Here is a 15,223-nt window from a genome sequence, read left to right on the forward strand (position 1 = left end):
GCAAGCTGCGGCTCCAGTTCCCGATACCAGCGGCCATGCAGCTTCTGGCCCGTGCTGGTGGTGGCACAGTCTTTCAGGCCCAGGTCGATTCCAACTGATGCCGTGGCTTCTGTGGGTTTGGTTTCAATCTCCACGGCCACGTTGAAATACCAGCGACCGCGTGCATCCTCGTTGAAGCTGGCGGTCTTGAATTTGTACTGGCCCAGGCCATAGGAATCCCACATGCCGAAATAATGGCCGTTGTGATAGACCCGCCCGTTCTTCCAAGAAGCCGCGCCGGTGTTGATGGGTATCCAGCCCAGGCTGCGCTGGCTGCCGGTGGATTTGCGCCAGTTCAAGCGGGTACGTTTGAATTGACGACGGCGCGTGACGTATTCCACAGAAACCCGTTGCACTGTTTGGCTGTGCAAGCCCAATTCCCTGGACGCTCCATCGGTGTACTTTTGGATGTCGTAGGCGGACAGCCACTTGCCGCGCTCCCGAATCGAGCGGGCTGGAGAGCGCATTGATGAAATTCCACACGAAATTGACCTGCCGCGCCATCTGCAACAGCAGTGGCGTGTGCTTGTCTTTCACGCGAAGTTTCAGGGTTTTGACAACGGTCAGCATGGTGCTGACTTTAACAGAGAGGGTATATTTTCAATGTGTTATCCATTACCCAACATGGAACCCGTTGGGTTGCGCGCTCTACATCCCCGTCGTGAACGACGGGGTTTTCCGCGTGCCCCGATAAAAAAGTTGGCTCGCTATTTGCTTATCTCTTGTGGCTGTCGGAGCCTGTGAGCAGTGCGGGCGGTGTTGGGCGACAAAAGTCACAAGGACACTGTGTCGCATGGAATGCAGGAAATACCAGCCAGCGCGAGAGCCAAGAACCCAAAGGAACGCAACAATGAACGGTTTCGATGAAATGTACGCCAGCCTGCCGGGCACACCCGAAACGGTAAGACCCCATTACCGCGATTACGCCGCCTGGCTGGCACAGCGCAGCCCCCAAGACATGAATCTGCGCCGCGAAGAGGCAGAGCTGATCTTTCGCCAGGTGGGCATCACCTTCGCCGTCTATGGAGAAAAAGACGAAACCGGCGCAGGCACGGAACGCCTGATCCCATTCGACCTGATCCCACGCATCATTCCCTCCCATGAGTGGGCCAGCATGGAGCGCGGGCTGGTGCAGCGCGTCACTGCCCTCAACCGCTTTCTGCACGACGTTTATCACGGTCAGGAAATCATCCGTGCTGGCATCGTGCCGGCCGATCTGGTGCTCCAGAACAGCCAGTACAGGCCCGTCATGCAGGGGGTCAATCTGCCCAATCAGGTCTATTCGCACATTTCCGGCATCGACATCGTGCGCGCCCTCAATGCCCAGGGCGATGGCGAGTACTACGTTCTGGAAGACAATCTGCGCGTGCCCAGCGGGGTCAGCTACATGCTGGAAAACCGCAAGATGAGCATGCGCCTGTTCCCCGACCTGTTTGGCCACCACGCAGTGGCCCCCGTGGCGCACTACCCGGATTTGCTGCTCGACAGCCTGCGTGCCTGCGCCCCCGACAACACCCCCGACCCCACCGTGGTCGTGCTCACCCCCGGCATCTACAACAGTGCCTACTTCGAGCACGCCTTCCTGGCGCAGCAAATGGGTGTCGAACTGGTACAGGGGCAGGACCTGGTGGTCAAGGACGACTTCGTTTACATGCGCACTACCCGGGGCCTGCAACGGGTGGATGTGATCTACCGTCGCGTGGACGATGATTTTCTCGACCCCGAAGCCTTCCGCGCCGACTCCAGCCTGGGAGTCCTGGGGCTGATGCGGGCCTACCGTGCCGGGCATGTCAATATCTGCAACGCCGTGGGCACCGGCGTGGCCGACGATAAATCCGTGTACCCGTATGTGCCCGACATGGTGCGCTTCTATCTTGGCGAGGAGCCGATTCTCAGCAACGTCCCCACCTTCATGGGGCGTCGGCCGGACGAGCTGCAATACATCCTCGCGCACCTCGATGAACTCGTGGTCAAGGAAGTCCACGGAGCCGGTGGTTATGGCATGCTCATCGGGCCGATGGCCACCAAGGCAGAAATCGCCCATTTCCGCGAAGCCGTCCAGGCCAACCCGGCAGGCTACATTGCACAGCCCACCCTCAGCCTGTCAAGCTGCCCGACCTTCGTCGAAAGTGGAGTCGCTCCCCGCCATATCGACCTGCGCCCCTTCGTGCTCACCGGCAGGGACGTGCAGATCGCACCCGGTGGCCTCACCCGCGTGGCGTTGAAAGAAGGCTCACTGGTGGTCAATTCCTCACAGGGGGGCGGCACCAAAGACACCTGGGTGCTGGAAGAATGGCCCGCACAGAAGTCCGGCCAGACCCGCACCGACGTGGAATGGCAGATGCTGCTCCAGCAACAACAGCAGAAACTGCAACAGCCCTGAACATCCAGACGGCCACGCGCCGCTTTCATCGATCCCCCCATTCAGGCCACGGCCACGATGGCCCTCACTACAGGAGAGAACACCATGCTGTCCAGCACCGCCGACCATCTGTTCTGGATGTCCCGCTACGTCGAGCGTGCCGAAAACACTGCGCGCATGCTCAGTGTGACCCAGGAAACCGCATTGCTGCCCCAATCCAGGGATGCCGCCGTGCAAAGCTGGCGGAGCGTCCTGTCCATCAGCGAACTCGTGCCCGATTATGTCGCCCGGTATGGCGACATCGTCCCCGAAAAAGTGCTGGAGTTCATGGTGGTCGATCCGCTCAACCGCTCCTCCATCTACTCCTGCCTGCGCGAAGCCCGCGAAAACGCCCGTGCTGTGCGCGGCGCACTCACCACCGAAGTGTGGGAAACCCACAATCTCACCTGGCTGGAACTGAACCGCAACATCCGCGATGGCCGCTTCCAGCGCGACCCTGCACGCTTCTTTGAATGGGTCAAGCACCGCTCCCATCTGGCACGGGGCGTGGCATTGGGAACCATGCTCCAGAACGAAGCCTTTCACTTCCTGCGGCTGGGAACCTTTCTGGAGCGTGCCGACAACACCGCCCGCCTGCTCGACGTGCAATTCCACGCACTCGATTCACAGGGCAAGACCCAGGGCGATGGCGTGCCGGGGCCAGCCAGCCAGTTACCAGCCCTGTCGCCCGCTGGTGGCAATGTCAGTGCAGGCAAGTCCGTGCCTGGTGGGCGCAGCCACACCCGTGCCTACTACCACTGGGTCACACTGTTGCGCAGCGTCTCGGCCTCTGAAGTGTACCGGCAGGTGTACCGTGACGTCATCAACCCCCGCCGGGTGGCCGACTTGCTGATTCTGCGCAGCGACATGCCCCGCTCACTCCACGCCTGCATGGTCGAAGTCTGCCGCAACCTCAACAGCGTGGCCAATGAACAATCGGCACGCACCCAGCGCAAGGCAGGCCGCCTGCTGGCCGACTTGCAGTTCGGCAGCATCGAGGAAATCCTCAGCAACGGCCTGCATGCCTACTTGGTGCAGTTCCTCGAACGCATCAACGAACTGGGAGCCGGCATCAGCCGGGACTTTCTGGTGCACCACTGAAAAATCCCGCAGCACGGGAAAATCGCAGAAAAAAATCAATTCTTTGCAAAAAGGAAAAAAATCAACCTATAATCTAGGGCTTGTTCCTCGATAGCTCAGTCGGTAGAGCGACGGACTGTTAATCCGCAGGTCCCTGGTTCGAGCCCAGGTCGAGGAGCCAAAAACAACACGGGTACAAACTCAAATCATAAAAATCTGTACCCCAAATGCCGACATTCCTCGATAGCTCAGTCGGTAGAGCGACGGACTGTTAATCCGCAGGTCCCTGGTTCGAGCCCAGGTCGAGGAGCCATAAAAAGCCACCAAGTCATCTTGGTGGCTTTTCTTTTGTCTGCATTCACCCGTACATGAAAAAAGCGGCTTTCGTGACGATGAAAGCCGCTTTTGCTTCTGCATGATACTGGTGCCCCGGGCCGGAATCGAACCGGCACGCCCCTTGACGGTAAGCGGCGGATTTTAAGTCCGATGTGTCTACCAGTTTCACCACCGGGGCTTTTGCATGCAAACGCGTATTCTACTGTGTAAGACCGCCACTGATGGGAATACGCCAGTGATGGAGCAGGGCGGGCAATCGCGTCATGTCGAAAGCCTTTGATACGCGCCGTATTTGGGCCAAACGCAACCGCGCCCCCCCGCTACGTCATGCCGGGCCTGACCCGGCATCCAGAAGCATTGCGCGACCCAGGCTATCGGAGCTGTGAAGGCAAACGCTGCCACTGGATGCCGGGTCAGGCCCGGCATGACGTAGCGGGGGATTTGGGAACAGCCAAAAAAGAACCCACACTGCCTTGTGGGCGGTGTGGGTTCATAGGGTCAATCTCTCTGCACCATCCCCTAATCAATCAGGGACGGTGTGAGAACAGCCATGCTTAGGCACCAAATGCAAAGTTGGCTGCTGTCAGATCCATGACATCAGTACCTGTCAGCTGCACCAAATTGGTGATTGCCAGTTCGTTGTTTTGGAAATATTGATCATTCCCAGCACCATTGCCTCCTACGACAGCTTGGGCAATGAAGGTATCAGAACCGCTGCCATAAGCTACCAAGAATGAATACCCGGGTTGCCAAGTTTGATCAAAGCCACTGGTATAGATTCGATGGCTTCCACCTACTTGCAGTGCATCTTCGACGGCCGCTGTACTGTTGAAGTCACCATTCACACGGAGGATGACGCTGCTATGGGCAACACCTTCCAAATCAAGCCCGCCATTATTGACCGTGGTGACCACAGGAGTTGTGACCCCAGGTGATCCAAAAGGCACATCAGTGGCTGTTCTCAGTGCTTTGAGATCCCCGCGTTCAGCAAGCGCAGAGAAGCTGAACTGCAAGATATCATCGGTAACAGTACCGAAGCCTGTGATGGTGTCCACAGCATCAAAATGCTCCAGAATCACAGTGTCTACGGTACCGTCTGATTCCAGATGAATCAGATCGGCACCCGATCCGCCATTGATAGTATCGTTACCAGCACCACCATAGATGGTATCGTTACCAGCACCACCATAGATGAGGTCATTTCCTGCATCGCCGTAGATGAGGTCATTTCCTGCACCACCGTAGATGAGGTCATTTCCTGCACCCCCGTAGATGAGGTCATTTCCTGCACCACCGTAGATAAGGTCATTTCCTGCACCACCATCAATAGTGTCGTTGCCAATGTCACCATTGATGGTGTCATTGCCGAGTCCAGCTGTGATATTCGAGCTACCTCCTGTAAAGCCATTGATCAGCAGATCTTCGTTTTGTTGGTCAAGAATGACCGTCAAATTATCAGCCGTCAGTGTGATTTCTTCAATTGCGACAATTTGGCTGTCTGACTGGTCATTGAAGTAGGCGTTAAGTTCCAGTACGTCATGGCCTGTACCACCATCTAACAAGGCGTCTTCCTCTCCCCCGACAATGGTGTCGTCTCCTGCACCAGCATAGATGACGTCAGCACCGCTACCTCCTGTAATGAAGTCATCGCCAGTATCGCCAGTGATGGTGTCATTGCCTTGACCGCCGGTGATAGTAGCTGAGCCGCCTGTGAAGCTCTTGATGGTCAGTGCTTCTGTCTGGTTGCCAAAATCAACAGTCAGAGCATTTGTTGCCAAGACAATCGTTTGCAGGCGTTGGATTTGCTCGTCGCTTACATCCGTGAAGTTGGCGGAGATGTGCAACTGGTTGTCACCCAGGCCGCCATCGAGCAAAGCATTTCCTTGGCCGCCAAAGATGGTGTCGTTGCCTTGGCTACCCTTGATGGTATCGGCAAAACCGGCAGTACTTCGGATGATGAACCCTTCTGTCTGTTTGCCCAGATCGACTTCAACGCCTACCGGACCCTCAATTTCAACAATTTCGACGTTTTTCAGATGGTCGTCTTCGGCGTTCTTCAGATCAGCAGCAGAGTCTTGTTCCACTATCAGAGTATCGGTACCCTGACCGCCATCCACAGTATCGTGGCCAATGAAGTTGAAGATGGTGTCGTTGCCATTGCCAGCATTGATGCTGTCATTGCCAATGCCGCCGTCGATAAGATCATTGCCATTGCCTGCGTTGATGGTGTCGTCGCCGTCGCCCCCTCTGAGTGTGTCAGCAAAGGCAGAGCCTGTGACCTCAAAGCCCTCGCTCTGGGTGTCCAACCGGATCCAGACGCCAGCATTGGCACCTGAAGCATCCACCTTTTCGAGATTCACCAACTGATTGTCATTGGTGGTCTGGATTGGGTGAGCCTCTGTCACCAGCAGCGTGTCGATGCCAGCACCGCCGTTCACGGTATCGTCCGCTGTGTAGCCGATGATGGTGTCATTGCCTGCGCCAGCGTTGATGCTATCAATGCCCTGACCACCAGTGATGGTGTCGTTGTTCGCAGAGCCGGTGATGGTGAAGCCTTCTGTCTGAGCAGAGAGATCGAGTTCCACGGCTTCGTCAGCAGTGCTTGCATCCACGTTCTCGACATCAACCAACTGTCCATCAACTGCGTTGTTCAGGTCCAGCGAGGTGCCATCCAATACCAGGGTATCGGTGTCAGCACCGCCGTCCACAGTATCGGCACCCACAAATCCACGAATGGTGTCGTTGCCTGCGCCTGCGTTGATGGTGTCAGCGGCTGCACCACCGGTAATGTCATCGTTGCCGTTACCAGCTTCGATGAGGTTTGTACCTGCCCCACCGACAATGGTGTCGTTGTTCGCAGATCCGGTGATGGTGAAGCCTTCCAACTGATTGGACAGATCGATTTCCACCGCTTGCGTTGCACTGGCAGCCGTCACGTTTTCCACATTGAGCAGTTGGTTGTCGGCTGCGCTGTTCAGGTCTTGTGAAGTGGCCTGCAAAATCAGTGTGTCGTTGCCCGCACCACCATCTACAGTATCGGTACCTTCAAATCCACGAATGGTGTCGTTGCCCACACCAGCGTGGATCGAGTCATTTCCGGCACCACCGGTGATGTCGTCCTCTCCAGCACCGCCATTGATGGTGTCGTCGCCCGTACCACCAAGAATGATGTCATCTCCGGCACCACCTTCGATGCTGTCATCGCCTTCGCCGCCGTTGATGCTGTCGTTGCCTTCACCGCCGTCGATGGTGTCGTTGCCTGCATTGCCATTGATGATGTCATTGCCGTCGCCACCCACAATGCTGTCTGCTTCCTGACCACCATGGATGGTGTCGTCATGGTCAGAGCCTGTGATGGTGAAACCTTCCGATTGGTTGGACAGGTTGATGAGCACTCCAGCACCAGCACCGGAGGCATCCACTGCTTCGACCTTCTTCACTTGATCATCGGTTGCGCTGTTGAGTGCAGCCGAGGTTCCAGTCAGCACCAGGGTGTCGGTGTCGTCGCCGCCGTCGATGGTGTCATTGCCTTCAAAGTCAATGAACACGTCATTGCCAGCACCGCCGATCAGCAAGTCGGCACCTGCACCACCTTCCAGGGTGTCGTTGCCTGCGCCACCTTCCAGGGTGTCGTTGAAAGCAGAGCCGATGATGTGGAAAGCTTCGGTTTGCTTGGTCAGTCGAATGGCCAAGGCAGCAGGCGCATTGGCACCGCTGATGGTTTCAACGCCGACCAATTGTTCGTCTTCTGCATCGTTCAGGTCGCTGGAAGTTGCGGTCAGCACCACGGTATCGGCACCTGCGCCACCGTTAATGGTGTCCTTGCCAACAAAGCCCACGAAGGTGTCGTTGCCTGCGCCACCGCTCAGGCTGTCGGCAGCCGTGCCACCCGTGATGGTGTCGTCGCCGCTGCCACCGGTGATGGTGGATGGGCCTGTGGCATGGCCCTTGATGTTCAGGTCTTCTGTCTGGTTATCCAGCACTACTTCCAGGTTGGCCGCAGTCAGTTGGATTTCTTCGATGTCATTGATCTGTGCATCATTGACATCATTGAAGTCGGCACCGAGTTGCAGGATGTCAGTGCCTGCACCGCCATCCAGCACCACGTCTGCCTGCTCACCCACCAGCGTGTCGTTACCAGTACCGCCGTAGAGGTGATCTGCCCCTTCACCACCTGCGATGAGGTCGTTGCCAGCACCGCCGTCCAGAGTATCGTTGCCAGCACCGCCCTGAATCACATCGTTGCCATCACCACCGATGACGTTGTCGCGACCGGAGGAGCCGAAGAAGGCGTTATTGACAGTTTGATTGCCGCTGAAGTCGGTGGTAATGACACCAGTGAACGCCGGAAGGTTGCGATCTGCGAGTTCTCCGGTGGAGACATCCAGTGTGGTCAGGTCCACGCGGTACAGACCGGTGGCATCCAGGTGGAGATGCGAATTGGCATCTGCTGGGGTAGCCCCGCCGGTGATGTCAATGTCTTTGCCAGAGAACTGCACGGCCTGCGCGCGCAATTCGGTGTTGGCATCGAAGTGGAAGCGTTCGATGTTGTTGAAATTGACAAAACGGCTATCGTTGCTGCGTGCAACAGTGGGGTCATCGTTGGTCAGTTCCAGGGTATCGTAGCCTTCGCCGCCGTCGATGAGTGTGCCGATTTGCAGCTCGGCATCGCCCACCTGAATGGTGTCGTCGCCAGCACCTGCGTTGATGGTGTCCACGCCACCGCCTGCGGCGATGATGTCGTTGCCTGCGCCAGCGTCGATGCTGTCGTTGCCGGTGCCGCTGGTGATGGTGTCGTTGCCGTCGCCACCTTGAATGGTGTTGCCACCATTGCCTGCGGTGATGGTGTTGTTGCCTGCGCCACCTGGAGCTACGGTGATGGTGTTTTCGCCATCGCCTGCTGTAATCTTGTTGAAGCCAGTTCCGACGGCGATGTTGTTGTTGCCTTCGCCTGCGTCGATGGTGTTGTTGCCATCGCCTGCGGTGATGTCATCGTTGCCTGCACCGGTGGTGACGATGTTGTCGCCATCACCTACTTCAACGGTGTCATTGTCCTTGCCGGTAGTGATGGTGTTGTCGCCATTGCCTGCCTTGATGGTGTTTTCGCCATCGCCTGCGTTGATGGTGTTGTCGCCAGCACCTACGGTGATGGTGTCCTTGTCATCGCCGGTGGTGATGGTGTTGTCGCCATTGCCTGTGGTGATGGTGTTTTCGCCATCGCCTGCGTTGATGGTGTTGTCGCCATCGCCCACATCAATCTTGTCCTCGCCGTCGCCGGTGGTGATGGTGTTTTTGCCATTCGCAGCCTTGACGGTGTTGTTGCCATCGCCTGCGTTGATGACGTTGTCGTCTGCCCCGCCATCAATGGTGTCATCGCCACTGCCTGCCGTGATGCTGTCGTTGCCTGCACCGCCGTAAATCTCGTTATGGCCGTTGCCAGTCGTGATGGTGTCGTTGCCAAGGCCACCGTCGATCCAGTTATCGCCAGTGCCAGCATTGATGCTGTCATTGCCTGCGCCGCCCAGGAAGCTGTCATCGCCAGCCAGTCCGATCAGGGTGTCGTGGCCTGCGCCACCTACCAGGAAGTCGTTGGCACCGGTACCGGTGACGTGGTCGTTGCCCGCACCTGCGTTGATGTAGACACCGGTGCTTCCATCTGCTGTCAGAGCCGTGAAGTCACCGCTGCCTGCCACGATGGTTTCGCTGGCCTGTGTGCCCAGGGCCACGCTGGCAAAGGTGCCGCGTGCTGCGCCACCGAGGTCACGCACGTCGAATTGAACGCCATCGATATCGCTGGCCAGCACGATGCCTTCGTCTTCGAAGCGGCTCACACCACCGGTCAGGTCATCGCTGCCATCTTCGGCCTGCACACGCACGGCCAGACCGCCGCTGCCCTCCGCAGCGTAGGGGTTGCCTGGTGTGGCGGCTGTTGCGTTGTACACGCTGCCATTGCCAACTTCGCCACTGGCGAAGGTCACACGCAGCTCGGTATTTTCGGCTTGGTTGTTGAACAGTACGGTTTCTGTGCCTGTGCTGCTGCCACGGAACGAGATTTCGTCGTTGTCGTAGCCTTCATCCAGGGTCAGATTGCCACCGCCGGTGGAGGTGACCGATTGAATGCCTGCTTCGGCAGCCCGGAAGCCCAGGGTGACATCGCTGTTGGCCACGACCAGGTTTTCCACGCTTTCGACGTTCTGGAAGTTGGTGTCCCGCACTTCTGCGTGGCCGGGGTGCAGGCGAATGGTGTCTTCGCCATCTCCGCCCTTGATGCTGTCGTCTGCGGTGAAGGTGCTGTCGGACGGGTAGTTGCCATTGCCGGCATTGAAGGAGGCAAAGAGATTGCCTGCGCCGTTCTGGCTGCCGTCCAGAGAGTCCGCGCCGTCTGTCAGGGTGAATTCGGCGGAGTTGTCACTGATGTCGTCCAGAATCTTCAGTTCCACTGCGGTCACAGGAGACTTGTTGCCTGCGGCATCCACGGCTACCACACCCAGTGTGAAGCTGTTCTTGGCGTTGGCACCGGTGTCGTCAAAGTCGTTGGCTGTCGAAGCCAGGCCGATGGCGGTCAGGGTGATTTCACCATCGCTGTTGATCTGGAAGAAACCTTCGTTGTTGCCGCTGACGATTTCAAAACCAGTCACATCGACGTTGTCGGTGGCTGTCACTTTGCCAAGCAGGACGGTGCTGTCGGCAGTATGCTCATTGTATTCGATGACCACCGGGGTGACGACAGGGGCTGTTACGTCGTCCTGGCTGGAGGTGTCGATGATGGTGGCGGTGGAGCTGCTGCCCACTTGCTTGCCGCTGGCATCCTTCAGTACGAGCTTGAAGCCTTCGGCGAATTCGATGCCATCCTTGTCGGCGATTTGAATCGTGACGGTGGCACTGGTGCTGTTCGCGGGGATGGTGACGGTGCCGGCGGTGGGGCCGGTGAAGTCGGCGGCACTGGCAGGGTTGGTGCCGTCGCCGGTCAGTTCCCAGGTCAGTACGGTGGCGGTAGTGGTGGCAGCAAAGGCATTGACGGTGAATTCCAGGCTGGAGCCTTCGTTCACGGTGGCGGCGGAAGTGGCTGTGTAGTCCACGATCAGGTTTTCCAGCAGGTCAAGGACGCTGTTGCCTTGTGCAATGGCGTTCAGTGCACTGTTGAGCTGGGCGGTGGTGGGAGGCACGCCAAACGCACCTTGGTAGGCCAGGGTGACCTGTACCTTGGCATTCGATTGCTCGACGAACTCGGTGGACTGGGCAATTTCCAGCAGCACTTGTTCAGGGCTGACGCCACTCTCAAGCTGCTGCACCCAGTAGTTCAGGCCAGCGGTATCGGCACTGCGACCCAGAACGTTCTGGTAGAGCTTTTCCACGTATGCGGTCTTGGAGTAGTTCTGGTCGGTGACATCGATGTCGTAACGGGTGATGAATTCTGTCGATTGGACGAACCCTGCTGCAATCTCGATCAGCTCTGCCCCTTCACGGAGTTCGTCGGCCCAGTATTCCCAGCCATCGGCATCGGGCAGACGCCCCAGGGCTGCCAGATAGATGAATGCTGTTCCGCCCAGGACTTCAGTCACTTCGGCGGAAGTGACGAATTCGTTGATGACTTCTGCGCGCGAGATGCTGCCAGCTTCGAGTTGATCGACCCAATATGTCAGACCAGTGGCGTCCGGTGTTCTGCCCAGAACATCCTGGTACAGATTGGTGACGAAAGTTTGAAAACTCATGGATTCACTCCCAAGCGGTTGATAGAAAAGAAAAATTATGCGATGCAGGGCTTTGCAAACGCTGTACAGACTTTGGACTCACACAAAAGTCACCAAGATGCGGTGTTTGCGGACTGAAATAATATGGATCAATCCATCCAGAAGATGCAATAAATTTTCACTGGCCGGCAAAAAAATAGCGCATCTACGCATGCTCAGTAACTAGAGTGCCGATGATTATAACTATGGTTGATAGTAGGGGGCTATCTCTGATTTAAGTTAGGTAACGTTTAATTTGTGAATAATTTATTACTGGATTCCATATGAATGAAATATTTGAGAGTATTTTGAGAGTTTTAATATAGGTGATTACCCTGATATCTTGGCTGGGTAAATATCCATATTCAATTAAAGGTCAAATTGAAGATGCCGTCACATGGGGGTGCATGGAATATCCATGGATTGTTCCTGCGCTGTTGCGCAGGAACAATCCAGGATCAGCGTTCCCGGAAGGCGGAGAACACGCGGTCGGTCAGGGGTTGCAGCAGGTAGTGCAGCAGGCTGCGTTCGCCGGTGCGGATGACTACATCGACGGGCATGCCGGGGATGATGCGTTCGTAGCTCAGGCGTTTGAGTTCTTCCGGTGGAACTTCGATGCGGGCCTTGAAGTAGGGGGTTCCGGTGCGCTCGTCGGTGAGGCGGTCGGCAGAGACGTGGATGACGTGTCCCTTGACGGTGGGGTTGAGCCGGCTGAGGGCGGAGAAGTTGAGCAGGGCCTCCAGGTCATTGACCATGAGCTCGATGGACTGCACGGGAATGCGGGCCTCGACGATGAGCGGTTCGTTGTCGGGGACGACATCGAGGATGTCTTCTCCGGGGCGAACGATTCCACCGGCGGTGTGGATTTGCAGGCCCAGGACGGTGCCGGATACGGGGGTGCGGATTTCCACGCGGTCGAGTTCGTCACGCAGGGCAATGGCACGTTGCTCCAGGCCAGCGATGTCGCGCTGGGTGTTGGCCAGTTCGGTTTCGATTTCCTTGTCGTAGGTCTGTTCCCGCTGGAGTTTTTGCAGGCGTGCTTCGCTGAGTGCGGACTGGATGCGGCCGAGTTGGGCCTGGTCGTCGCTGCGGCGGGCATGGATGTCGGCGACGGCGCGTTCGAGCTCGAAGATGCGGCTGCGGGGAACATACCCTTGGTCAAAGAGGGTTTTCAGGCTGGTGAGTTCTTCTTGCAGCAGTGCGAGCTGGGTGTTTTTGCCGGCAGCCTGCGCCTGGATGCCCTGAAGTTGTTCGTTCAGGCCGCGAATCTGCTGGTCGAGTATGGATTTTTCGTTTTGCAGCGAGAGGCGGCGGGTTCGGAACAGTTGGCGTTGGGTGTGCATGGCTTCGGCCACACGGGGGTCGTTGCTGCTGGCTTCTTCCACCATCTGCGGGTAGCTGAACTGGCCTTGTCGTGCGCGTTCTGCCAGCAGTCTGGCTTCGGTGGCGAGGGCGGTGAGCAGTTGCGACTGGATGATGGCGAGTTCGCTTTGCAAGCGGGTACGGTTGAGGCGCACCACGACCTGGCCCTGCTCGACGTGGTCGCCATCGCGCACGAGGATTTCCTCGACGATGCCGCCGGAGAGGTGTTGAACTTTCTGGCGTTGTGAGTCCACGACGATTTCCCCGGAGGCGGTGATGCCCGATTCAATGGGCGCGAAGGCGGCCCAGATCAGGAAGCCGACGAAGCCCAGCAGGAGTATCAGCCAGCCGGTGCGCATGATGCCGAACGGTGGTCGTGAGGAGCTGTTGTGTTCCTTGCCGGGTTCTGCCGGGCGGTCGGAGGCAGAGGCCCCGGATGGGTTGGCTGCGGGGTCGGGGGTGGGGCTGAATTGGGTCATTCGGGTGATTCGGTACGCAGTTGGGGGGCGGCAAGGGCGGGTTTGGCTTTGACAGTGGTTCCTGGCTGCGGCGGTTGGCCTTGTGGCGGGCTGGCTGCCTGTTGTGCCTGCCGTTGCAGGGCCGCGAGGACTTCGGCACGACTGCCGTAATGGGCCTGGGCACCGTCCTTGAGCAGCAGCAGGCGATCGGCAATGTTGAGGATGCCATTGCGGTGGCTGACGACGATGATGGTGGTGCCGCGTTGCTTGAGCTGCTGCAAGGCCATCAGCAGGGCGCGGTCGCCGCTGTCGTCGAGGTTGGAGTTGGGCTCGTCGAGAACAAGGAGTTTCGGGGTGTTGTAGATGGCGCGTGCCAGGGCAATGCGCTGACGCTGCCCACCGGAGAGTTTGGCTCCACCGGTGCCGATGTCGGTGTCATACCCTGAGGGCAGGCGCAGAATGAGTTCATGCACCCCGGCGGTCTGGGCGGCGGCCACGATGCGTTCGGGATCGGCATCGCCAAAGCGGGCGATGTTTTCGGCCACGGAGCCTTCAAAGAGTTCGATGTCCTGCGGGAGGTAGCCGACATGGGGCCCGAGTTCTTCCTTGTCCCATGCGTAGATGTCGGCACCGTCCAGGCGCACCTTGCCCGACAGCGGCCCCCAGATGCCCACGAGCAGGCGCGCCAGGGTGGATTTGCCGGATGCGCTGGGGCCGATGATGCCCAGGATTTCACCGGGGGGGAGCTGGAAGTTGATGTTGGCCACCGTGGGTTTCTTGGCACCAGGGGGGCCGCCGAACAGGGCTTCGACAGAGATGTGACCTTTGGGGGCGGGCAGGGAGAGCTGTTCCGTGTCGATGGGGTGGGCGGTGAACAGTTGTTGCAGGCGTGCGTGTGCGCGGTGTGCGCCTACGAAGCCTTTCCATTGGCCGATCAGGCCTTCCACCGGGGCCAGGGCACGGCCTGTGAGCAGGGAGGCGGCGATCATCAGGCCGGGGGTGAGTTCGTTCTGGATGACCAGCCAGGCTCCCACGCCCAGCACCAGGGACTGTTGCGCCAGCCGGAAGGCCTTGGTGCTGGAGGTGATGGATGACGCGCGTTCACTGGCAACGGTCTGGTTGTCGAGCATTTCGGTGTGCCGTGCCAGCCAGCGTTGGTAGATGCGGCCAATCATGCCCATGGATTCGATGACTTCGGCGTTGCGCAGGTTGCTGGCTGCCTGTGCATTGGCGACGATGTTGAGCTGGTTGGCCTTGTTGAGGTAGCGGTTGGTGCTCCACTGGCTCAGCAGTGCCAGTGCAATCAGGATGGCCGCTGCCACCAGCACGATGGCACCCAGAATCCAGTGGACAAAGAAAATGATGGCAAGGTAGATGATGGTCCACGGGGCATCGAAGAGGACGAGAACGCCGGTGCCGGTCAGGAACTGGCGCACCTGGAGAAAGTCGGTCAGGGCCTGCTGGGCGTTGCCATTGCCGTGGTGGAGGTAGCTTTGGTAGCTGGCACGGAAGACCCGTTCGTTCATTTGGGCGTCGATCTGGTTGCCCATGCGGGTGAGGGTCTTGCCGCGCACGGATTCCAGCAGGCCCAGCAGCAGGTACAGGCCTGCTGCGATGACCGTGAGCATGATGAGGGTGGTGACGTTGAGGCTGGCGAGCACCCGATCATAGACCTGCAGCATGTAGATGATGGGGGTGAGCATCAGCAGGTTGATGACGGCGGTGAAAACGCCCGCGGCAATGAATACATGGCGGAACTTGCGCAGTACCTGGGCGATTTCCGAGGCTGGTTGGGATTTTTTTTGCATGCTAAACGG

Annotated in this window: 5 protein-coding genes, 3 tRNA genes and 1 pseudogene; 4 read left to right on the forward strand and 5 right to left on the reverse strand. The window is 58.2% G+C overall.

All coding sequences use genetic code 11. The features are described from left to right. A pseudogene (locus BUE21_RS04520) lies at window positions 1–506 on the reverse strand (RNA-guided endonuclease InsQ/TnpB family protein); the annotation flags it as partial. A 383-nt stretch (window positions 507–889) separates the two neighbouring features. Between BUE21_RS04520 and BUE21_RS04525 the strand changes: the two are divergent. From BUE21_RS04525 to BUE21_RS04540, 4 genes are all read left to right on the forward strand, one after another. Continuing rightward, entirely contained in the window at window positions 890–2,422 is a 1,533-nt protein-coding gene (locus tag BUE21_RS04525; protein WP_073355164.1) for a circularly permuted type 2 ATP-grasp protein, read from the forward strand. A gap of 84 nt (window positions 2,423–2,506) precedes the next feature. Then, a complete protein-coding gene (locus BUE21_RS04530; protein WP_073355327.1) occupies window positions 2,507–3,541 on the forward strand; it encodes an alpha-E domain-containing protein in 1,035 nt (344 codons plus the stop codon). An 84-nt stretch (window positions 3,542–3,625) separates the two neighbouring features. Further along, window positions 3,626–3,701 (forward strand) — tRNA-Asn (locus tag BUE21_RS04535). A 56-nt stretch (window positions 3,702–3,757) separates the two neighbouring features. Continuing rightward, a tRNA-Asn gene (locus BUE21_RS04540) sits at window positions 3,758–3,833 on the forward strand. A 109-nt stretch (window positions 3,834–3,942) separates the two neighbouring features. Here the strand turns inward: BUE21_RS04540 and BUE21_RS04545 are convergent. The 4 genes from BUE21_RS04545 to BUE21_RS04610 all read right to left on the reverse strand — a co-directional run bounded on the left by BUE21_RS04545 (window position 3,943) and on the right by BUE21_RS04610 (window position 15,214). Then, a tRNA-Leu gene (locus tag BUE21_RS04545) sits at window positions 3,943–4,034 on the reverse strand. A gap of 376 nt (window positions 4,035–4,410) precedes the next feature. Further along, entirely contained in the window at window positions 4,411–11,568 is a 7,158-nt protein-coding gene (locus BUE21_RS14405) for a DUF4214 domain-containing protein (protein WP_143164418.1), read from the reverse strand. A gap of 476 nt (window positions 11,569–12,044) precedes the next feature. Continuing rightward, window positions 12,045–13,427: an HlyD family type I secretion periplasmic adaptor subunit gene (locus tag BUE21_RS04605; RefSeq protein WP_073355165.1), complete on the reverse strand. Its 1,383-nt coding sequence runs from the start codon at window positions 13,425–13,427 to the stop codon at window positions 12,045–12,047. After that, window positions 13,424–15,214 (reverse strand): type I secretion system permease/ATPase, encoded by a 1,791-nt coding sequence (locus BUE21_RS04610; RefSeq protein WP_073355167.1) that lies wholly within the window; start codon window positions 15,212–15,214, stop codon window positions 13,424–13,426. Before BUE21_RS04610 ends, BUE21_RS04605 begins: the two co-directional genes overlap by 4 nt. Window positions 15,215–15,223: the final 9 nt, after the last annotated feature.

This window comes from Lampropedia hyalina DSM 16112 (assembly GCF_900129055.1).
Lineage (GTDB): Bacteria > Pseudomonadota > Gammaproteobacteria > Burkholderiales > Burkholderiaceae_C > Lampropedia > Lampropedia hyalina.

Coding starts and splice junctions, on each gene's coding strand:
- BUE21_RS04525 (WP_073355164.1), top strand. CDS start 890: ATGAACGGTTTCGATGAAATGTACGCCAGCCTGCCGGGCACACCCGAA.
- BUE21_RS04530 (WP_073355327.1), top strand. CDS start 2,507: ATGCTGTCCAGCACCGCCGACCATCTGTTCTGGATGTCCCGCTACGTC.
- BUE21_RS14405 (WP_143164418.1), bottom strand. CDS start 11,568: ATGAGTTTTCAAACTTTCGTCACCAATCTGTACCAGGATGTTCTGGGC.
- BUE21_RS04605 (WP_073355165.1), bottom strand. CDS start 13,427: ATGACCCAATTCAGCCCCACCCCCGACCCCGCAGCCAACCCATCCGGG.
- BUE21_RS04610 (WP_073355167.1), bottom strand. CDS start 15,214: ATGCAAAAAAAATCCCAACCAGCCTCGGAAATCGCCCAGGTACTGCGC.